19 protein-coding genes are annotated in these 21,334 nt (G+C 44.7%); 7 read left to right on the top strand and 12 right to left on the bottom strand.

Features of this window, described 5'->3' with window-relative positions:
* Positions 1–78: 78 nt before the first annotated feature.
* On the bottom strand, positions 79–1,629 hold the full coding sequence (locus F461_RS0109935) for an ABC transporter substrate-binding protein (protein WP_020001007.1): 1,551 nt from the start codon (positions 1,627–1,629) through the stop codon (positions 79–81).
* 1,142 nt (positions 1,630–2,771) lie between these two features.
* On the opposite strand from F461_RS0109935, the gene F461_RS0109930 reads away from it, so the two are divergent.
* The gene (locus F461_RS0109930; RefSeq protein ID WP_020001006.1) at positions 2,772–3,374 is read left to right on the top strand and encodes a SagB/ThcOx family dehydrogenase; all 603 of its coding nucleotides are present in this window, start codon (positions 2,772–2,774) and stop codon (positions 3,372–3,374) included.
* Between the two features lie 161 nt (positions 3,375–3,535).
* On the opposite strand, the gene F461_RS0109925 is transcribed toward F461_RS0109930, so the two are convergent.
* On the bottom strand, positions 3,536–4,795 hold the full coding sequence (locus F461_RS0109925; RefSeq protein WP_020001005.1) for an RsmB/NOP family class I SAM-dependent RNA methyltransferase: 1,260 nt from the start codon (positions 4,793–4,795) through the stop codon (positions 3,536–3,538).
* A gap of 316 nt (positions 4,796–5,111) precedes the next feature.
* Between F461_RS0109925 and F461_RS0109920 the strand changes: the two genes are divergently transcribed.
* A complete protein-coding gene (locus F461_RS0109920; RefSeq protein WP_020001004.1) occupies positions 5,112–6,782 on the top strand; it encodes an FG-GAP repeat domain-containing protein in 1,671 nt (556 codons plus the stop codon).
* Between the two features lie 552 nt (positions 6,783–7,334).
* Here F461_RS0109920 and F461_RS0109915 read toward each other — a convergent pair.
* The 4 genes from F461_RS0109915 to F461_RS0109900 all read right to left on the bottom strand — a co-directional run bounded on the left by F461_RS0109915 (position 7,335) and on the right by F461_RS0109900 (position 11,441).
* Positions 7,335–9,425 carry a ribonucleoside triphosphate reductase gene (locus F461_RS0109915; RefSeq protein ID WP_020001003.1) on the bottom strand — a complete coding sequence of 697 codons (2,091 nt, stop codon included), beginning with the start codon at positions 9,423–9,425 and terminating at the stop codon, positions 7,335–7,337.
* A complete protein-coding gene (locus F461_RS0109910; RefSeq protein ID WP_020001002.1) occupies positions 9,373–10,041 on the bottom strand; it encodes an anaerobic ribonucleoside-triphosphate reductase activating protein in 669 nt (222 codons plus the stop codon). Before F461_RS0109910 ends, F461_RS0109915 begins: the two co-directional genes overlap by 53 nt.
* A 416-nt stretch (positions 10,042–10,457) precedes the next feature.
* Complete coding sequence (locus tag F461_RS0109905) at positions 10,458–10,922, bottom strand: chemotaxis protein CheX (RefSeq protein ID WP_020001001.1); 465 nt, start codon at positions 10,920–10,922, stop codon at positions 10,458–10,460.
* A 330-nt stretch (positions 10,923–11,252) separates the two neighbouring features.
* A complete protein-coding gene (locus F461_RS0109900) occupies positions 11,253–11,441 on the bottom strand; it encodes a ferredoxin (RefSeq protein ID WP_020001000.1) in 189 nt (62 codons plus the stop codon).
* Positions 11,442–11,578: 137 nt separating this feature from the next.
* Here F461_RS0109900 and F461_RS0109895 point away from each other — a divergent pair, with 137 nt between their 5' ends.
* Positions 11,579–12,229 carry a tetratricopeptide repeat protein gene (locus tag F461_RS0109895; RefSeq protein ID WP_020000999.1) on the top strand — a complete coding sequence of 217 codons (651 nt, stop codon included), beginning with the start codon at positions 11,579–11,581 and terminating at the stop codon, positions 12,227–12,229.
* A gap of 96 nt (positions 12,230–12,325) precedes the next feature.
* On the opposite strand, the gene F461_RS0109890 is transcribed toward F461_RS0109895, so the two are convergent.
* The 3 genes from F461_RS0109890 to F461_RS0109880 all read right to left on the bottom strand — a co-directional run bounded on the left by F461_RS0109890 (position 12,326) and on the right by F461_RS0109880 (position 14,352).
* A complete protein-coding gene (locus tag F461_RS0109890) occupies positions 12,326–12,592 on the bottom strand; it encodes a hypothetical protein (RefSeq protein WP_020000998.1) in 267 nt (88 codons plus the stop codon).
* 255 nt (positions 12,593–12,847) lie between these two features.
* Positions 12,848–13,762, bottom strand: a complete 915-nt coding sequence (locus F461_RS0109885) for a nickel/cobalt transporter (protein ID WP_020000997.1) — start codon at positions 13,760–13,762, stop codon at positions 12,848–12,850.
* A 2-nt stretch (positions 13,763–13,764) separates the two neighbouring features.
* The gene (locus F461_RS0109880) at positions 13,765–14,352 is read right to left on the bottom strand and encodes a DUF1007 family protein (protein ID WP_161624754.1); all 588 of its coding nucleotides are present in this window, start codon (positions 14,350–14,352) and stop codon (positions 13,765–13,767) included.
* A 194-nt stretch (positions 14,353–14,546) separates the two neighbouring features.
* Here F461_RS0109880 and F461_RS0109875 point away from each other — a divergent pair, with 194 nt between their 5' ends.
* Positions 14,547–14,816 carry a DUF2325 domain-containing protein gene (locus tag F461_RS0109875; protein ID WP_020000995.1) on the top strand — a complete coding sequence of 90 codons (270 nt, stop codon included), beginning with the start codon at positions 14,547–14,549 and terminating at the stop codon, positions 14,814–14,816.
* A gap of 13 nt (positions 14,817–14,829) precedes the next feature.
* Positions 14,830–15,141 carry a tetratricopeptide repeat protein gene (locus F461_RS0109870; protein WP_020000994.1) on the top strand — a complete coding sequence of 104 codons (312 nt, stop codon included), beginning with the start codon at positions 14,830–14,832 and terminating at the stop codon, positions 15,139–15,141.
* A 178-nt stretch (positions 15,142–15,319) separates the two neighbouring features.
* On the opposite strand, the gene F461_RS0109865 is transcribed toward F461_RS0109870, so the two are convergent.
* Complete coding sequence (locus F461_RS0109865) at positions 15,320–16,312, bottom strand: NAD(P)H-dependent glycerol-3-phosphate dehydrogenase (RefSeq protein WP_020000993.1); 993 nt, start codon at positions 16,310–16,312, stop codon at positions 15,320–15,322.
* A 385-nt stretch (positions 16,313–16,697) separates the two neighbouring features.
* Between F461_RS0109865 and ahbB the strand changes: the two genes are divergently transcribed.
* Complete coding sequence (gene ahbB / locus F461_RS0109860) at positions 16,698–17,177, top strand: siroheme decarboxylase subunit beta (protein ID WP_020000992.1); 480 nt, start codon at positions 16,698–16,700, stop codon at positions 17,175–17,177.
* A gap of 69 nt (positions 17,178–17,246) precedes the next feature.
* Positions 17,247–18,515: a glutamate-1-semialdehyde 2,1-aminomutase gene (hemL, locus tag F461_RS0109855; protein ID WP_020000991.1), complete on the top strand. Its 1,269-nt coding sequence runs from the start codon at positions 17,247–17,249 to the stop codon at positions 18,513–18,515.
* A 376-nt stretch (positions 18,516–18,891) separates the two neighbouring features.
* Here hemL and cls read toward each other — a convergent pair whose 3' ends face one another.
* Both cls and F461_RS0109845 read right to left on the bottom strand, forming a co-directional pair.
* Positions 18,892–20,313 (bottom strand): cardiolipin synthase, encoded by a 1,422-nt coding sequence (gene cls / locus F461_RS0109850; protein ID WP_020000990.1) that lies wholly within the window; start codon positions 20,311–20,313, stop codon positions 18,892–18,894.
* Positions 20,314–20,480: 167 nt separating this feature from the next.
* Entirely contained in the window at positions 20,481–20,903 is a 423-nt protein-coding gene (locus tag F461_RS0109845; protein WP_020000989.1) for a universal stress protein, read from the bottom strand.
* Between the last annotated feature and the right edge of the window lie 431 nt (positions 20,904–21,334).

Raw genomic sequence — 21,334 nt, 5'->3', positions numbered from 1 at the left:
GGAGAACTGAGTAGTACAGGCGATGCCTGTTTGTTTCCATCATTGAATCGGGGCGGCGGATGCCGCCCCGAACAGATATTATTTCATTACAAGATCGCCAAAGTAAGGGAAGTTCATTACGTTTACGATCTTCTGAGCGTTTTCAAGGTTTTTCGCCCCAGCCCAGGAAAGGTCCTGCCAGTGGAGTGGTACGAATGCAGCGTCATTGTAGAGGATGCGTTCGATTTCCTGAAGCTGAGCACGACGTTTTGTGAGGTCAGTCTCAGAGTTGGCAAGAGCTACAAGCTCATCAACTTTAGGGTTGCAGTATTCGCCAGAGTTGTACTGGCCAGCGCCAGTTTCTTTGTTAGGACAAACTGCGAGGTACTCAGAAAAGTTAGCGGAGTCTTCGGTGTCAGAGTGCCAACCAATCATCTGAATGTCAGCTGCGCGTGCGTCATACTGATCCCAGTACTGTGCTTTAGGCATAGTCTTGAGGTTAACTTTGATACCGATACGAGCCATCATGGAAACGAAAGCCTGAGCAATCTGCTCATCTTTAACGTAACGGTTGTTTGGAGCAATCATTGTTGCTTCAAATCCGTCAGGATAGCCGGCTTCTACCATGAGTGCTTTAGCTTTTTTGAGATCGTAGCGAGGTTTGAGATCTGCAGCGTATCCCTGGTAGCCTTTAGGGCCCTGCTGGGAAGCAGCTGTTCCGCGACCTTTAAGGATTTTTTTAACGATACCAGCGTTGTTGGTAGCGTATACGATTGCCTGACGAACTTTAGGGTTCGCAAGAGCTTTATTACGTTTCTGGTTCAACTGGAATGTAATAACGCGGGTACCAGGCATGGTAATAAGGTCAACGTTTTCAGCTGCGTCAAGACGGTCGTAGTCCTGTGGAGGTACTGGCATGATGAAATCTACGTCGCCGGAAAGAATTGAAGCAACACGGGTAGCCTCGTTCTTAATAGGACGCATATCGATTTCGTCAACGTTGCCGTGAGGACCCCAGTAGTTAGGATTGGCTTTGAGAACCATCTTAACACCCTGTTCGCGCTCTGCAACGGTGAAAGGCCCAGTGCCGGAAGCGTGTGTGTTTGCAAATGCAGGACTAGTTTTACCGATTACGCCTTTATCCTGACCATTTTCATCTTTGCCGGAGTAGAACTTGGAGTCCATCGGGAAGATGTAGGTGGCCATGTTAAGAAGCAGTGGGTAAGGAACTTTTGTTTTGAGGTCTAAAGTGTAGTCATCCACTACAACAGCAGGTTCAAAAACTTCGAAGAGTCCTTTGTAGTCGATGGATCCCTTGAGGCGGTCAAGAGTCCAAGCAACGTCTTTAGCAGTAAATTCATTGCCAGAATGGAATTTTACGCCCTTGCGGAGGTAAAAACGCATGGTTTTGTCGTCAATGCGTTCCCATTTGGTAGCAAGACGTGGGTCAAAGCCCATCTCCTGATTCCAGCGCACGAGTGGGTCAAATACTAAGTGAGAGTACTGAAGCATGCCGCCTGAAAGCTGCACATGCGGGTCAAGTGATACAGGGTCAGCATCAACTGCTAAGCGCAAAGTCTTAGCCGAAGCTGGAGCTGCAGCAAATGCTAAAACAACAGCAAGAGCAAGCACTGTTAACAAACGTTTCATCCAAAACCTCCAAACTAGAAATACTTCTAACAACCTAAAACAAATAGAGACCACAAAATTGTTTAACGTGCGTATGTTATACAAGTGAGCACCCCAAACAACATAATAAAGCTCGAAATAAAAACCTGTCAGACCTTTTTAAGTCAAGCTTTTTTGCGATAGTAGAGCCGATAGCCGCTAATAATGCTGGTTTGCGCGTAGTTTTTTGAGCAAGTACACAAAAAAGAAGCGCAAAAATTTTATTCTTATAAAACAGTATGTAAGCGTAATGATGTTCGTAGGGGGGGGCGAGAATAAAGATTACGTACCGTTTAGTAAAAACGCAGGATATGGTTGCTCGGTGTATGCAAAGAAGCGCTTTGCATATTTTATTTTCAATAATTGCCATTTACGTAAACAGCTATTGAAAACAAATGAGTAAAGATAATTGAGCGACCCTCCTGTGTGGATTTAACTACAACATATATTGGGAAATAACAATGTTTCTATGCATTTTGCGCCATCATGCTGGGATGAAAGTGAAATATTGACGGAGTGTTACTGTCTTTTTTTAGAGCAGTACTGCTGTATGGAGTTTTGTACTGTAACGTTTCAAAAGAGCGTGTTCTCGCAACACTGTTTATTGGTTAATGCAGAAGAGGGTATGTTTTTATTTTAAAAAAATAAATAAAATAAACTATTAGCCTGTTTCTGTATGGAAAAATGCCAATGATGGAGAAAAACATAGAATAGCAAGTTGGGGTCCAATAACTTGAGAATGTGCGTGTTTTTACAATTTTGTAGTTTTTTTGAAGCTGTTTGCCTGTACTTTTAGTCTATTAGAAGGGGCAGCAGTCTCAATCGTTGTATTTGATGGATGGGACTGTTGTGTGGGAGCACCTGCGGTTCAGGTGTGTGCATTTTTGTTTGGCTAACTTTGGTTATGAAATTAAGCAATTGTGGTATAGATGGCTCGGTGCCCCGAAGTTCTTCTCGTCAAGAATACATCACGACATTGTGTGTAATTGATAAAATTGTTGGGGGGATAAGATTTGCTACAGGTGCCTCTTGCAGGAATATTCGATCAACTGTATCAATCAACAATAATAAAGATATGAAATGCGCATGCACGGTAACGAGATGTGTGGGCAAGGAGAATATATATGCAGTTTCCAGAACCAAGCATGGAAGGGCCCATTTCCGTTGAGACGGCATTGGCAAACCGCCGCAGTATCCGAGAATTTGCTGATGAACCCCTGACTCCGGATTCCCTCGGGCAAATTCTGTGGGCAACGTATGGTGTTAGTGAAGAAGGACCATGGAATCGGCGTACTGTTCCGTCTCCGGCAGCAATGTACCCGATGGAAGTCTATGTTGTAGCTGGAAATGTGGAAGGTCTGGAGCCTGGCGTGTATCGTTATGACGCTCACGGACATTCTCTCGAAGAGGTTGAAGAAGGAGATCTGCGCGAAGAAGTTGCTGAAGTCTGTATGGAACAGGACTGGATAGCAAAGGCTCCGGCAATCATCGTCATAACAGCAGCATTTGATCGTATTTCTCAAAAATTTGGTGAACGCGGCGTAGCCTATACGTTTTTTGAAGCAGGCCACATGGCGCAGAATTGCTATCTGCAAGCTGAAGCTCTAGGACTTGGGGTAACGGAAGTGGGGGCGTTTAAAGAAGAACATCTAATGGACCTTCTCGAACTGCCGCCAGAGCATAATCCGATGCTTGTGCTGCCGGTCGGTTGGAAGGATTTTGAATAGCTGAGTCTGTTTGGGAATGAGTCCCTTTGGTTTGTTGTAAAAATGGTACCCCTATACTGTAGTAAAAAAGGGAGGAGTTAAAGCTCCACCCTTTTCTGTTTATAACTATGGCTTATATAGAGGTCGTACTTGTAAGTGCGTCGTAGTCAGATGGAAAAAATTTATTTTTCGCTCCAAAGCACACGATTGCCCTTAACTTTGAGACGTCCGAGGCGAAGACCTTTGAAGTATAGGCCGCATTCTTTACCTTTTGCTTTTACCTGCATAGATTGACCGGTAAGTAACCGTTCGATTGGCTCGGTTTCTTCAAGGTTAATGCCGTTGCCTTCTTCATATTCAGGCATAAGGGCGCGCAACCTTGGTGACGGTCGAACTTCACCACGAGCCATTTTACCAATCGGGAACCCTCTCCATCGGAAAGTTTCTGGAAAGTTGTCGAGAGCATACTGTGGCAGGAAGAGGGCGTTTTCACGAACATGAGCGAGTTCCCCTTCCGGAAGTAAACTGGTATCCACGCCCGGCATACTAAGGGCTCGGCGCGGCATAATATCCGCTTTGAGACCCGGTTCAAACTCTTCCGGTGCTTCTGCGTCTTCCGGTTTGGTGAAGGCGGCAATGTAGAACCCTTGCGCTCCCGACTTTTCAGGATCAACGCGGAGTGTTCCTTCACAACCATCAAGGTATGGTGCCTCAAAAGTGAAGCCTTCCGGCGCAGTGATTGGTTGGAGCTTGAAGCCAATTTCGTTTGTTGCAAAGCGTACTTGTTCTTCGTTTTCTTGTACGTTAGTTGTACAGGTTGAGAAGACGACTTTGCCGCCAGGGGCAAGAAGACGAAATGCCTCTTGGAGTAGTTTGCGCTGAATGCCGATGAGTGGCTTAACTTTATCGCCTTGCCACAGTTTGAGAACATTTGGATTGCGTTTTACTGTCCCCCATCCACTGCATGGCGGGTCGAGTTGGATTTTCTTCCATCCGCCGGATGGCAGAGGGAGACTTTCACCGGGGTAGGAACAGGTGGCAGTATGAAGCAAGTTCATAGTAAAGAGATTCTGGCGTAGAGTTGCAAGGCGGTTTCGGCTGGGTTCATTTCCCAGTACAAAACCACTTGAGCCGACTAATTGAGCAAGAAACCCTGTTTTACTTCCAGGGCTTGCGCACATATCAAGTACCGCGTCTCCGGCTTCTGGATGTAAAACCACTGGCGGAAGCATTGAAGATCTGTCCTGAATGTAAATGAGACCGAAAAATGCCGCGAGGCTGGAACCCAGTGGTTTCGGCTCATGGGTAATTTTTCGGGACCATTCAGAAAATGGTTCTGGTTCAAAGTCGTAGCCTTGCACGCGCAAAAGCTCTTCAACAAGTGGTCGCTCTTCAGGGGTACAAACAAGCCTGAAAGAACGGGATGAGGTTGTTACTGTCACAAAGTCTCCTGCTCAATCCAATTTTTTTTTAAAATTCTGCTTGCCGCTGTACCTTATGGTTGCTTCATCGATCAAGTGATATTATGGATGTGAAGCTGACTGAGTGAAACGAGTTTTTTTGTTGAATGATTAACAAAATTCCGTACAAAAAAAGTCAGATATAGGCATTGTAGCAAAATCTATATGCTGCAATGAACTTTTGGGAAAGCTTTGGTAAACACGCTGTACGTTGCACTGCAGTTCGACTTTCCCTCGTAACCTTGCGACTAAGCTGGACAAATTCGCTGTTCGGCAAGTACTTTTTTAAGGAGATAGTATGCAATCTGTTATGCGCACTGTGATTTTGGCAGTGCTTATGCTGATGTTAAGCATGTCTGTAGCGTTTGCAGAGGGGGCAAAAACCTTTGGTATTGTTCCATTTACTGTGAACGGACCTAAGACATTTACCTATTTAGAGCGTGCGATTCCGCAGATGCTCAGCTCCCGTTTATTCTGGAAAGATAAGTTCATCCCTGTAGATGCATCTGCTCTGGATGGGGTTGTAACTCCCGCTAATAACGCTGAAGCGCAGAAAACTCTTGCGGCTTCCGGCGCAGACTACCTTGTTTATGGCAGTGTAAATATTATTGGCGACCAGACTTCTCTGGATGTTCGTGTTGCTGATAAAAAAGGGAATGTTTGGCCGCGCTCCGCTTCCAGTTCTCTTAATGATATGATTCCTACCCTGCAGAACATCGCAGGTGCAATTAATACTGAAGTTTTTGACCGCCCTGATGCGCGTGCGCAGGCTGTTGCGCAGGCAAAAGAGCGTGTTAACCAGATGAACCCTGCAATCACGGTTAACCAGACCTCTGCAAATCAGGAAATATACCTGAACCCACAGTTCCGTTATGCAGGCAATAATGATTCAGAGAACCGCCTGCGCTCAAATGCATTGCGTTTTGCAGCACACGGTATGGCTGTAGCTGATTTGACCGGTGACAAGAAAAACGAAGTAGTCCTGCTTGATAAGCACACTGTGCGCGTTTTTAATTTTGAAAAGAACATACTTGTTCCTCTTACAGAAGTTAAGCCTCAGCGTCGTTTTGATCTGCTTACTGTTCGTGCTGCCGATATCGATCGTGATGGCGTTTCCGAACTTATTGTAAGCGGTATGGATAAAGATCAAGCGTCTCAAACATTCTTTTACACTATGAAGAGCGGAAAGCTTGTGGAGTTTGCTCCTAGTGTGAAAATGCTTGTAAACGTTGTACCGCTTCCTCCTACTTATCTGCCAACTCTTATCGGTCAGAAAACCCGTAAGGGTGGTACCGTATTTAGACCGGGAATCGAAGAACTCGCTTATGTAAACGGTGAAGTTGTTTCCAGCCGTCGAGTTGCTGTTCCTAAGAAAGCAAACTTGTACAACTTTGTATGGGTTCCAGACGATGAAGGCGATAAAGTTCTCGTCCTTCTTCCTGATAGCGAAAAAGTAGCTGTGTTTAACTCTAAGTTTGACCGTATGGTTTCTTCTGCGGTTTCTTACTCTGGCAGTACTGTCAGCATTGAAAATGACGACACAATGCCTGGACTTGGTAAAGACAAACTTCTCATTCCGTCCAAGTACTACATTCCGATGCCATTCGTTGTGGAAGACCTCGACCATAATGGAAAATACGAAGTACTGGTTAACAAGCCTATCTCTGTAGCCGCTCAGTTCTTTGATCGCTACCGTTTCTTCCCTCAGGGTGAAATTCACTCCCTGCAATGGGATGGCGTAGGTCTTGCTTTACAGTGGAAAACTCGTCGTATTAAAGGCGGCGTAATGGCTTACCAGATCGCTGACCTGGATAACGACGGTATCATGGACTTGGTTGTTGGTATTAACACCCATCCGGGTGCTACCGGCTTTGAAGCCCGTAAAACAATGGTGCTCGGTTACCCGCTTGATCTTGCTAAAGCCGACCCTAACACGCCTGCTTCAAGCGATTATTCGCAAGAACAGTAAGCTTACTTAGTCTCAGTAAGTCCCCGTTGTTTTATCAACGGGGACTTTTTTTTTGCGCAATACTGTTTTTTTATCACCCTTACTTTTTTAGGCAGTTATCTTTGTTATGCACAGGGTGTTCGTAAAATGTTCGTAAAAATATCAGTAAATATGGTGTGCTTTTCGTTACTGTCTTTCCAAAATTACCTTGAAAACAAGACAGTTGGAAAAAAGTACTAGTACTAGGGAAGAAGAAAAGTTTTGCACAGGGGTCGGTAACTTGTTCGTAGAAATGTTCATAAAATTTTCTGAGAGAGTTAGTTAACAATGTGAGAGGATGTCTTAATGGTTTTCCGTGATGTTTTTGGCTACAAAGTGCTTTTTTAGGCCCAAAAAAGGGTGGAGTAAGTATACTCCACCCTCTTATAGGTTTTGCAAGGCTATGAGGTATAAGCCATAAGGGTTGGGAAACCCCGTATGCTGGCTTTGCCGGCAACAGTTTTATTTGTGCTGGTTGTTAAATGAATCAACCAGATTTTCTGCTTACAAGCGGCTTCGGATGAAAGTTCTTTTCTAAATTGCCTCGTCCACCATAGTTGGCTTGGTGCCGGAATCAACTGGTGCACTGTTGTAGCAAACGCGGTCATCGTATTCCATTTGCTTGCCTTTATTCCACTGTGAGATCGGTCGATAGTATCCGACGATACGTGTGTATACTTCAGTATCTGCGTTACATGTAGGGCAGGAGAAATGCTCACCGGCAATGTATCCGTGGTCTTTGCACACAGAGAATGTCGGGGTGATGGAAATGTACGGCATTTTGGTTTTAGTAAATGCTTTGATAATGAATTTTTTTAATGCTGCGTGATCGGCGACAGCTTCACCCAGATAGGTATGGAATACGGTGCCACCGGTAAAGAGCGGTTGCAGCTGGTCCTGGTGCTCAAGTGCTGCAAAAACATCATCCGTTGCGCCTACGGGTAGTGCTGTCGAATTTGTGTAGTACGGAGTACCATTGCCGGAAGCTACGATGTCTGCATACAGTTTTTTATCGATACGTGCGAGACGGTAGCTTGTTCCTTCTGCTGGGGTAGCTTCCAGATTATAGAGACTGCCTGTTTCTTCTTGATAACCGGATGTCAGGTGCCGCAGATGGTTCAGCACTCGTTGCATGAGCCGTACTCCGCCTTCTGTGTCGATTCCTTTACCGAGAAGATTAAGACAGGCTTCGTGGCCGCCAATAAGACCAATGGTGGAGAAGTGCGCTTTAAAACCATTTTTGAGGTACCGGGAGGACCAAGGGAACATGCCGCGATCAAGATTTTCCTGAATGAGTTTGCGTTTAAACTCTAAGGAGTCTTTGGCAAGCTCTGCATATTCAGTAATAAGATCAATAAAGTCTTCTTCGTTGTTTGCAAGGTATGCCAGCTTAGGCAAATTAAGCGTTACAACGCCGATAGAGCCGGTAAGATCGCCTGCTCCGAAAAGACCGCCGGTCTTTTTGCGTAATTCGCGCAGATCCATTTGTAAACGGCAGCACATGGAGCGAACGTCCTCCGGATCGAGATCGGAGTTAATGAAGTTCTGGAAGTAAGGAACTCCGTACTTTGCAGTCAGCTGCATGAGCAGATCGCCATTTTCTGTTTCCCAAGGAAATTCAGTGGTGACGTTGTATGTTGGAATCGGGAAAGAGAATATGCGGCCGTGATGATCGCCTTGCAGCATAACTTCGAGGAATGCTTTATTGATCATAGCCATTTCGTCAGCATATTCACCATACGTTGAGTCCTGAAGAACCCCGCCGATGATAATAGCTTCTTTGGCAATATGTTTCGGTGGAACTATGTCAAAAGTAAGGTTTGTGAACGGGCTTTGGCCGCCCCAACGGGAAGTGGTATTCAGATTGAATATAAATTTCTGCATGGCCTGACGCACCTGTTTGTACGAAAGACCGTCATGCCTGATGAATGGAGCAAGATATGTATCTACGTTGTTGAATGCTTGCGCACCAGCCCATTCATTCTGAAGTGTTCCGAGGAAGTTGACCATCTGGCCAAGCACGGCGTCAAAGTGGTGAGCAGGTCCTGCACTCGAACGACCTTCTAGGTTGAACCCTTCAAGCAGTAGATCTCGCAGACTCCAGCCTGCGCAGTATCCTGCAAGGCCGAAAGAAAGATCGTGAATATGGAAATAGCCGTGCTCGTGTGCAAGACGTACTTCTTCCGGATATTTTTCCAGCGCGTACTTAGCTTGTAATGTGCCGGACAGATGGAGCATGAGTCCCTGAAAAGAATGGGTCATGTTTGCGTTTTCATTCACACGCCAGTCTGCTTTATCCAGATAGTTGTTGATGGTCTCTTTAATGTCCAGATACGCGGCTTTGTGCTCGCGTAACTGTCTGCGCTGCTCGCGGTAAATAATAAACCGCTTTGCAACATGGTACAGGCGAGACTCCATCAAAACTTGTTCAATGGTGTCCTGTACCAATTCCTGTGGTACGATTTCTTGTACACCAAGTTTTATTTCAACTTTCCGGGCAAGTCGTTTTGAAAGAAGCGGGTCTTTAATTCCACTTGCTTTTAGTGCCTTGAGGATTGCGTGTGCAATTCGCTCAAGCGACCATGTCTCCAGACACTCGTCGCGCTTCAGAATCTGTTTCGGCATGCTCTCTCCTTGGGGGAACGTATTCCTGATGCTTAAGCGTAAAACCGTCCGGTAGGTAGCTCTCAGCTTCCTGAATATCTTCATCTGTCAGCACAGGCACTTTAGTAATGCGGAACAGGAACTTGTCAGGATACTGTTTGGCTAACTCGAAAACCTGGGAGAGGTTTTCTTCCGCTTCTGCTGGGGATGTAGTACCACCGGTAAGCACAGGATATTTCTGGTAAGGGCCTTTGACATCTACTGCAAAAAGCTTAACAAGATCTTCGTCAAGCAACTGGTTCAACACGTCCGGACGCATGCCGTTGCTGTCCATTTTGACAGGCATGCCAAGCTTGCGAAGATCCTTAATGAGATCAACAAGTCCCGGTGTGATGGTTGCTTCCCCCCCTGTAATGACGACACCATCAATCCAGCGCGCGCGTTTTGTCAGGTATGACTCAATCGCTTTTTGTGGAATGACATTCATGGTGTCGCTATGCCAGGCTAGATTAAAGTTGTGGCAAGTTGGGCAGTGCATGTTGCAGCCACCTAAAAAGATGACGCTAGCATTCATACCAGGCCAGTCGCAAAGACTAACCCGTTCAAAACCAAAAACACGTGACCAAGCAGAAGCCATACTTTTATCCTTAAAAGAGTGTGTCTGGATATGTGAAGGCGTTATCACATATCATGTAAATAATTAAAATAAATGAAATAATGCAACTAAACGAGCGTTTTGAATTACTCAGTCGCAAGAAGTAAATCATACTCATGCTGACAGTTTTTTAGCAATAGACTTTTTCTTAATAGTCATATGCTACAGCTTAGAAGTTAGACATCTCAACAGGTTTGCTTACAAAAAAAAGTAATAATGAGGTGCCCAAATTTGGTTCATGGCTGTGGAAATGGTGTGTAAAAACAGCGTGAAACAATCTGTTTTGCCGTGAAACCACTATGAATAGCTACGTTGGAGCTGTGTAATAAAAAACGCTCGCATTCAGATGCGAGCGGTGTTCTTTAAAAATGCTCTATTCTACTGTAATTTAAACACAATTATCCAAAACAGAATTCGAGCGTAAAGTCGCCATGGTCGGTAGAGAATGGAACCGCGATAACAGGGCTGGAAGTCACATGGCTGAGTGTATGGTTGTCACCCATAATGACAGATGGTGTTGAACCGTCGAATTTGAAGCCCATGTCTGCAAGACCGACTCGAGCCTGACCTGAAATCATGTTGCATATTTCGCCGACAGCATCTTTTGTGTCTGAGACAATGTCCTGAATATCATCACCCAACATTGCGCGAACAAGAGCAACAGCGCATTTCTTGGTGAATGTAACAGAAATGCTTCCGCGCTTTTCACCTGTGATGCCAATGATTGCAGAGACATCGCCACAAGCAATATTGTCTTTTTTTACAAAAGGCGCGCTTGGAACAGGAGTGATGCCAGCCATTGTGCTAAGCACGTTGCTCGTAGCATTGATAAAAGGCTTAGCAAAGGTAACATCAGAATTCATAACAACTCCTGCGGCAGTGCATTAATACGTTTTTGCGTTGAAGGACACCGGAAAAGACCCATGACCAATCGGAGCGATCTGTGTTTGTTGTACCAACGTACAAAGACAGATCCTTTTTGCAACAGTCGGTCGTTGAGACGGCTCACTCCACTAAAGATGAAAATTACAGTATAATATGTACTAACGTTCTACAGGATAAGCTGTTTGTGGTAAAGTGAAAGCTGTTAATCGTTTCTAACCTTTTGGTATGTATGTAGTATTTTTTGAATATAATAAAAAAGCACTGCCTCTGTAAAGGTAGTGCTTTTGAGAGCTTGCAAAAAAGTGCTATTATTCGCAGTTGATACAGTTGACCGGGCATGTGTCAATAGCTTCTTCGACACAGTCTTCAGTGCAGTCTTCATTTACTACAATTGCCTTATCGCCTTCTGCATTCATTTGGAAAGCGGCAGGACAAAGCTCCACACAGGATTCACAGCCGATACATTCTTCTTCATCAATGCGTATCTTTTTAGCCATATTTTTCTCCCTATAAGAGTTTTTCGGAGTGTTCTTTGTGAATAGCACGCTTTGACCTTCGTACAATGATATTTGACTTTCAGTATTATTCAACTATCGTGACTTTGCATTTGAAATAAAATTTGTAAGGTGACTCTATGAAAGATGATTCCAAAGCTGCAAAAGAGCATATTGCCCGCGCAAAAGCATATTTTCAGCGACATGATATCCTGCGAACCACAGCCTCAGTCATTGCCTCACTAAGGTTGGTTCTTGCTGGAAAGGTTACCGGTATAGACAGAATCACGGTTGACTCTGCCCTTAAGGAAGTGCTGCACAATATGAATAGAGTTACCGAGGTCAAAAAAATGTTTCCTCGAGGCATCCTGTATGCGAAGGGGCACGAAAAAAATGTTCACGACAGCCTTGTGAAGCTGTTTCTTGAGTTAAAGAAAATTCAGGATTCAGAGTCGTATAATGAGCAGCGCAACCGTAAGCTTACACTTGATAAAGCGTTAAACCGCGGGAGGAGATATCTTTCCAGTGGTAAACTGCAGGATGCGACAGAAGCATTTGAAGAGGCGAAAGCTCTATACGTAGACGAACATAGCATGTTTCGTATGATCGGGGAGTGGTGTCTGGCGTGTAAGCAGCCCAAAGTGGCAATGAAATATTTAAAAAAAGCAGTCGCAGTTGATCCGGATACCCGAAAGGCTAAACGTATTTTGCTGGATGCTGTTGTTGCTACTGGTGATAAAGTTGGCGCTGCCAAATTAAAGGCGCAGTTACAGGAAGATTACTCAGAGTAGGGTATACCCTGTGATATAGATATAAAGCGTATTGCATTTGCAATGCGCTTTTTTATTTTTTCAGGGAGTGCGTGAACACTCCCTGAAACGTGCGGGCTAAAAGTCCAGCAATGCTGCAACGCGGGCAGGGTCAAGCGCGTGTCCTGTCTGGCCTGTAGGTTGTTGGCCGTTCTCAAGGGCAGTTACGGTATTGCCGTAGGCAATCTTTGCCGTTTCAACTTCAGAACGAGCTTGCACCGCTGCTGCCTGTACAGGTGTTGCTGTGTCGGTCTGCTGTTCCTGAATTTTCTGGCTGGTTGTGCTTATCAGGTTGCCAAGCTTAAAAGAAAAGGTGTCTTGTCCGACACCATTGATAGGTGACATAGGTACTCTCCTGCGGTAAAAATTTCTGCTTAATAATATTAAGCAAAAAACGCGCCGAGTTAAGATTTCTAAAGAGGACGAGTTGTACTCCCCATTCTCTTAACGTTCGAATAAAAATAGAACCTGCATTCAGGTGAAAGTTGCTTTTTGATGTAAAAAAAGATTCCATCCTATTTGATACTAAAATTTGGAAATAGAAAACGCCGTTTCAAAAGAAACGACGTTTTTTTATTTATATCAGACTCTTAGGTTGTACTATGAAGTGGCGACGAGCAGCCAGCCGGTGGCAATGATGGCAAATCCCGCAATGACGGAAAACGAGGTGTGGAGAACGGCTATGGCAGTAGAGCTTTTGCCCGCAACATGCATGAGTATTTTTCGGGAATGAATGCTGATTATGCCAAAAAGTGACGTTGTAATGCCCATCCCCATGGTAAAGAAGAGAGCGCCGAGAAGTCCGGTTGTGAGTATATTTAAGCTCAATGCAAAAGAGAGCAGCAGGGCAGCTCCGGGGCACGGTACCAGACCGGAAATAATAGAAATAGTGATGAGTCCCTTATTATCGGCTTCTTTTTTGACACTGCCGTTTGTACGAATCCGTACAACAGCTTCATATAGGGCGTGTAGAAGGATAAAAATGCCTAGCCCGATGATAAGGTAGTAGCTTGTCACTTTTAGCGGTTCACTGGCAGAGGTGAGGGCGTGGCTTCCTTTGAGGTCCAGCAGGAAGTATGCTCCCAGCACTATGACGATGGCAGAAAGCGTATGTATAGCTGTAAGCAGGTGTCCCATTATAACACCCTTAAGTAATGTTCCTTTTCTACTCAGAAAGTATGAGAATACAATGGATTTACCATGTCCCGGTCCAAGAGCATGAATGATCCCGTATAAAAATGAAAATAACATAAAAAACCAGAAAGATTGACCGTTCGGATGTGTCTTTATTTCATGCCCAAGCGTTGACATTTTTGAACGCATGGCACGTTGAGCAAGGTTTACGTTGCGGAGCAGTATTGAATATTGCAACGCAAAAAAGCCTGCTTCATGTTGCGTCTGGTCCACATGCTCTCTGGTTGTGTGTCCAGTGTTTTGCCCCCCCGTAAATGGGCTGGCATACGCTGTTGTCACTGAAATAAGTACAAAAAGTGTGAAGATAAGAATTTTTTGCATTCTTAAAACTCGAAAGTCACGGCTGTAGGAATAATTTGTCCCTGATAAAAGGCCAGTTCAGGCGCGTCATCAATGGAGATCTGTAAATCATTTTTGCCGGTAACAGTTATAGATTCAAGCGGGGTGTAAAAATCAGAGTAGTAGGAAGGATCAAAAATGGCGATCTGTACTTTTTGCGCTGTGGCTTTTTGGCTAACGATAAGTGGAATATCCATTTTGTATGTCAGAGTACCGTTTTCAAAGGTTGCAATAAAATTTGTAACTGTTGTTAACGGAAGTTTCTGACCATTGAGGGTTACATGAACAAAAAAACTGTGTTCTGCAAGATAGCCTTGGATATCAGGACGTTGTTTGTTCCACTCTGCTTGCGTCAGCGTGCCATCGGCATTGGTATCGAGATCACTCAAAAACATGTCGCTGGACATATCATCGAATGTCCAGACCACGTTTATTGAATTCAGACTGTTGCCTTCAAAATGTAGAGTTAATGAACTGTCGATAAAAACATGCGGGTGTGCATGTGCGGTGCGTGGAGTGAACGTCGTGCAGCAGAGGCAGACTGTAAGAAGCAAGAATAGGGCAGTTTTCATGTTATAACCATCTGTAAAGATATAGATTGTAGGCGGGAACCGGTAATATATTGGGATCTTGGTCGCTTTTGGGTCCATGTTCGCTTCGTATAGCAATGGAAAAAAATGAAAAAAAGCATTTTCTTGTTGACAATGAAAATCGTTTTCAATTAAACATGGAGTAACGAAGAGGCCGGAATACATTTGGAGGCGTCATGTGCGCAACGTTAATAGGCGGAATGGATAGACTTAGACGTGAGTATATTAATACAGCGAAAAGTCACGGCGTTAAATTGAAGGTGTTTACAGGAAAGGAGAACTCAATAGCAGGTCAAATGGGTACTCCTGATATGGTTATCTTGTTTACCAACAAAGTTTCACACGCCGCACGCCGAGAAGTTGTACAGTACGCGAAAGCTAAAGATATTCCGGTTCATATGGCTCATTCCTGTGGTGTTTCCACACTTAAGCAGGTTTTACGATAAAAGGGGAATTACAATGTGTGCTGCAAGAGAAATTGGTGCGCTGAGCAAAGCAGGTATGGCAGCAATGTCTGAAGGTAACTACATGAACGCAGAATTTATGATGCAGCAGGCTATTCGCAGAGCTGAATACCTCGGGGTAGATACCTACACAGCAAAGCTTAAAAATAACTTTGGTATTATTCTCAATATGCAAGGCAAAAAGCAGGAAGCTGTTACCTATTTTAATGAAGCGCTTACAACGATTACACAAACAATCGGAACAGAGAATAAGCTCTATCGTGTTATCGAGGCAAATTTGCAAGATGCACGAGTAGGGCAGGCATAACTATTTATACTGAGGGACATTTTCACGGGATTGTTCTTTTAGACGTTACTTGTCTCTCTGGATATTATGGTAATAATGGAATGCCGAAAGGCCATTGAGTAACCTTTATCCTCCTCATAGACATATGATATATGGTCAAAGTTCGAAAAGACGATAGCTAACGCTATCGTCTTTTTGTTTATTCTTCTCTCAGTTCTCGCTTCATGAGTTCGCGCCATGCATCGTGCGGATTTTTACCGTCATGGATAATGGCGTGCATAGTGGCAGTGATAGGGAGCTCAACATTAAGGCGTTGCGCCAGTCGGTGGACTGCTGTTGTCGTTTTTATACCTTCAGCCACCTGTTGCATCTCTTCAAGGATTTCATCCAACGTTTTTCCTTGCCCGAGTTTAAGTCCGACCTGTCGGTTTCGAGATAGATCATCAGTGCACGTTAAAACAAGGTCGCCCATGCCCGAGAGTCCCATAAAGGTTTCAGCCTTTGCGCCCATAGCAACGCCAAGGCGGGACATTTCAGCAAGGCCGCGTGTGATAAGTGCTGCACGCGCATTAGCACCAAATTGCAGGCCGTCTGACATGCCTGCGGCAATAGCAATAACGTTTTTAAATGCACCGCCGAGCTGCACACCGAGGATATCTGTAGATGAGTATGCCCGAAAATTTTCATTAGAGAACATTTCACGCAGTTTTTTGCCGTTTGTTTGGTCATGGCAGCCTAAAACAACCGCAGTAGGCATGCCGCGCACAACTTCTGCCGCAAAGGAAGGACCTGATAGCATGGCGAAGACCGGTTTCTTATGACCGAGTTCTTCTGTGACTACTTCAGATACGGTCTTTCCCGTATCAAGTTCCAAGCCCTTGTTTGAACAGATGATAGTTGCACCTGCTTCAATGAATGGCTCAAGCGTTTTTAAGGTGCTGCGAAACACCTGACACGGTACTGAAAATAGAATATGGCGGGCGCCAGTGAGTGCTTTTTGGGCGTTGGTTGTAGCGGTAATGTTTTCGTGGAGTGGCACATTCGGCAAGTACTTAGCGTTCTCCCGCGTGTTGTTAATGGCCGCTGCCTGTTTTGCATCACGCACGAGTAGTGGTACTTTATATCCCTTTTCGGCAAGTAACTGAGCAAGGGCTGTTCCCCAGCTTCCGCCGCCGATTACGGTAACGTTCATGTAGGACTCCAGAATATTAATCTAGATGTAATGGGTGTAAAATTTCAACAATAGAATGTATGCGGTTACATTTTCTGTGCACGCTTCATGTATCGTATCGTCTGACAAGTCTCAAGGCTAGTTATTCTCAGAAGTATTTTTCTGGGAAGTGTTGTGTTTTATGCGCTGGACGGCAGAGAAACAAGCATAGATGCAACATGGGTACCTGAGGGGAGGGAGAAAGCAGTAAAGAAAATATTACGATTTGAAATAGTGAAATTCGAAAACAGTGCTGCATTTACTGTATGTTGCAGGTGTTTATTTAAAGAATGATTAGCGGTTGCAACGTGCGGTGCTAACAGGTATCAACACTGGGTGAAATAAAAAAGGAATGTGAGGATGTACCATGGCGAAGACCGAGTTTACGGAAATCGAAAAAAAGATTTTGCACATTGTGCAAGCTAACCTTCCGGATAGCGCTACTCCGTACGCAGACATTGCGGAAGAAGTAGGCACAGACGAAGAGACCGTTCTTAACTTGTTGCAGCTTATGAAAGACGAAGGCACAATTCGCCGTTTCGGTGCCAGCTTAAAGCACCAGAAGGCAGGATTTAATCATAATGCAATGGTTGCATGGATTGTAAGCGAAGACATTATTGATGAAATTGGCAAAACAGCCGCTAAGCACAAGCTTATCTCTCATTGCTATCATCGTCCGACCTCTCATCCTGAGTGGAAGTACAATCTTTATACAATGATTCACGGTCGCCACGAAGACGAATGTATGGAAGTTGTTGAAGAGCTTCGCAGAACGACTGAACTGGACGAATTTGCCGTGCTTAAGTCTTTGAAAGAACTTAAAAAAGTATCCATGACCTATTTTTAAATTTTCAGCATAAAGCCTGCTTAGAACGCGAGGTTTTAGTTTTTTTATACCATCCAAGAGGAGAACCTTATGGAACGCTCCAGTGAATTATATGCACGTGCTAAAGAACTTATGCCAGGTGGCGTAAACAGTCCTATCCGTGCTTGTCTCAGCGTTGAATGTGAACCGCTTTTTATTAAAAAAGGTGACGGCGCAGTCCTTACGACCGAAGACGGAAGAACCTACATTGATTTCGTTGAGGGTTGGGGGCCAATGTTGCTTGGTCACGCGCATCCCGATGTTACCAAAGCGATTCAGGAATCCGCAGCAAACAGTTCTTGTTTCGGTGCACCTTGTATTGCAGAGGTTGAACTTGCTGAGATGATTGTTGATGCTATGCCTGGGGTAGACATGCTACGCATGGTGAGCTCCGGAACCGAAGCAACCATGACAGCTTTGCGCCTTGCCCGTGGTTATACCGGACGTAGCAAATTCATTAAATTTATTGGTAACTACCATGGTCATGGTGATCCGTTCCTTGCAGCTGCCGGTTCCGGCTTTGCTGACCTCGCAATTCCTGGTACTCCGGGCGTTCCTTCCGGTACTGTGCAAGATACCCTGCTGGTTCCTTACAACGATATTGAAGCAGTCCGTAAACAGTTTGAAGCAAACGGTGACGAAATTTCTTGCGTAATCGTTGAGCCAATGGCTGGTAACATGGGTGTTATTCCTCCGGCAGAAGGATTCCTCCAAGGTCTTCGCGATGTGTGTGACCAATATGGCGCACTGCTTATTTTCGACGAGGTAATCACTGGCTTCCGTCTTTCTTACGGTGGCGCACAGAAACGGTTCGGTGTTACTCCAGATCTCACCACTCTTGGTAAAATTATTGGTGGTGGTATGCCTGTAGGCGCTTACGGTGGTAAGCGGGAAATTATGGATTGCGTAGCACCTACCGGTAACATTTTTCAAGCTGGTACTAACTCCGGTAACCCGGTTGTCATGGCCGCAGGTATCGCAACGCTGAAAGTCCTTCAGAATGCAGATTATGACGCTCTTGAAGCCCGTGTAGCAGCATTTGCTAAAGAACTGCACGCGATCATCGCATCTAAAGGTGTAGACGTAACGTATAACACTATTGCATCTATGTTCACGTTGTTCTTTACGAATGAAAAAGTGACACATTTTGAGCATGCAAAAGCTTGCAACGCAAAAATGTACGCTTCTTACTACCAGCAGATGCGTGCTCAAGGCATCTACCTTGCATCTCTCGGTCTTGAGGCTGCAATGGTTTCCTTCGCGCATACAGACGAGCATTTCGAAAAAGCTCTTGCAGCTGCTCGCAATGTGAAGTTTTAGTAAAGCCTGCCGCGCTTGCTGAGCGTTTGTGTCTTCAACAGGCGGGAACTGCTTCCCTGAGGGATGGTATCCGTACCATTCGTTTCTCGTGAACAGCTGCTGGCGCAAGCACCCGTGAGAGGAACATCCTTTCATTGTGTTGACGTGCCAGTGTATAATTGACCGAAAGTCATTTGTTAGCGGTTCCAAGCTGGCAAACAACTAGTGAATATATATCGAAGGGTGGAGTGTTCGTCGCTCCACCCTTTGTTGTGTTAAAGAGGTGGAGATACCGCCGTGTGAAGAGATGCCTAACTAATGTATATTAATATAGGCTAAGAAAGGGGGCGGAAAAATCTGCTGTGAAGTGTCACTGAAGGTAGTGGTGGCTTGTTCCTTACAAATAAGGTGAAAACAGCCAGAAAAATGCGTCGCGAATACGAACTGGAAGTGGTCGGGATATCATCTCACGATGGGTGATTTCTTGTGATCGGCGAACTGTATCATCTACGTGCGCAATCAATTGCTGCGCAAGGTCCATATCGAGAACTTCGACATTCAGTTCAAAGTTGAGCATAAGGCTGCGCGGATCCATATTGGCAGAGCCGAACTGAACATAGCAGTCGTCAACAATCAGTAGTTTGGTGTGGCAAAAAGGCTGCGGCTGATAGAAGATGCGTACGCCTGATTCAAGCAATCCTTTGAAATAGTTTCTGCTCGCCCACTGTACGAAAGGCCAGTTTGACTTAGCAGGCAGAATAATGGTTACGGCGACATCACGCAGGGATGCTATGGAAAGGGCACTTATAAGCTCTGCAGAAGGTAAAAAATAGGGTGTCATGATGCGCACTGAATGCTTGGCGGCACTGATTGTTGCAATGATGGATGTGTGGAGAGGGTTATCCGGGTTGTCAGGCCCGTCTTTGATTACCCGGGCAAGGATTTCTCCCGTATGATCCATTGGTGCTGGAAGAGGCTGGTGCGCTTTTCCTTTTGCGAAGGCCCAATCCTCCATGAAAATTTGCTGAAGCTGAGAAACGATGGGCCCCGTTAGCTTATAATGTATATCTGAGAGTCGTTGATGCCCTTTGGCGTCATGAGTTCCACCGATATTCATTCCACCTGTGAATCCCACTTTGCCATCCACGGCCAGCAATTTTCTATGGTTTCGCAGGTTCAAGCGAATTTGTGGTGGAAGTAGGCTTAGGGGTAGAAAAACTGTTGAGGGAATTCCATGCCTTCTTAATAGCCGGACGACGGAACGCCATGAAAGCAATAAGCCGAAACCATCGATAAGAACGGCAACATGCACACCACGCTTGTGCGCTGCGACTAGATTTTGAATAAATTGTTTTCCAACAGTGTCTTTGTTTAAAAGAAAGGTTGAAAGGTATACGGATTCGCGTGCATTCTTGATCGCATCAAGCATGGCAGGATATGCCAGTTGTCCGTTAAACAACGGTTGAATGCTGTTTCCTTTGAGTGGAAACGTGCCCGTCATCGCCCGCCCGATCTTTTCTAGCATCACGATTTCTTCAGGAAGCTCCCTGAGCATACAGGTATGTGCCCTGTGGTCTGGTGGCTTGAGGTGTCCCATTACATTTTTTTGTTCGAATTCTTCACGTAGCCGGGTAGCGCTTCGTCTGACACGATTTACGCCGAAAATAATATAGGCGAGTACTCCGACAACAGGCAATGACAGACAAAGAGTAACCCAGACAAGGGCAGAATTCGGCTGTTTGCGTGTTAATAGGGCATGCCCAGCCCCGAGAAGTGACAGCACAAAAAAGAAATTGAATAATAAAACATAAGGAGACATGTACTCTCCATTGTAACTTATGTCTGCTAGACGTTTGAAAAAGACAACAGAAAAGACAGTATGTTATCAATAACGCTGAGCAGTTATTGTTTGCAAGTTTTATTATTTTTCCAAGACATAAAAAAACGCGGGGTAGTCACTACCCCGCGTTTTTTTATCTAGCGAAACTATCGAACAACTAAAACAGGAATCGCACAGTGGGAAATAATTGCTGAGGAAACGCTGCCCAGCAACATGCCTTCAACTTCGCTTAATCCACGGGCACCAAGACAAATCAGGTCGCAAGCTTCTTCTTTTGCCGCAGTGCAAATAGCATCAAATGGACGACCGGATTCGATACGTGTTTTGTATTTAATACCCTTTGCTTCTAACCCCGGAGTGTACTGTTCGAACACTTTCTGAGCTTCAACTTTCATTTCTTTGCGAAGTTCTTCGCGAGCATGTCCGCCGATGATTGCTGGAATGCGATCAAGAACATGTACCAACACAATTTCAGAATCCATGCTTTCTGCAATAGCTAGCGCTCTACGCTTTGCAAGTAATGCATGTTTAGAGCCATCTACAGGAACAAGAATTTTTTTGAAAAACATGAGTAAGCCTCCGCATGCTTATTGTCTTAGGGTGCGTTGAACTCAATAAAATTAAAAAGTATTAATTTATGCCACAACGCACAGATATGTCGCTTATAATACAACATAAAAAATAGCAGGTTCAAGAATATTTTTCAATACAGTATCAGTTGTCAAACGCTGGCTTCCTTGTGTTTCAAATACTTCTCCACTTTTCTCTATTGTGCTAAATTAATGAATAAGTTTTTTAACGCAAAATTACGCATAGCTAACGCTAACTGTCGCAGTCGGCAATAGTGGTTGATTTCGCGATTATTAATAACGAACCAAGTCCTCTTGTGTAAGCAGATGGTCGTTGCAGTAGTGCAATCTTTATCTACCTAGGTTGTTGAATAGTTATTTGAAAAAAGTAAAAAGATACTGAAAAAACGAGAAATATGTATTCCTTTTTT

The sequence above is a fragment of the Halodesulfovibrio aestuarii DSM 17919 = ATCC 29578 genome, assembly GCF_000384815.1.
GTDB classification, from domain to species: domain Bacteria; phylum Desulfobacterota; class Desulfovibrionia; order Desulfovibrionales; family Desulfovibrionaceae; genus Halodesulfovibrio; species Halodesulfovibrio aestuarii.
The sequence above is the reverse complement of the archived record's forward strand: the minus strand, read 5'-3'. Positions and strand labels throughout refer to the sequence as shown.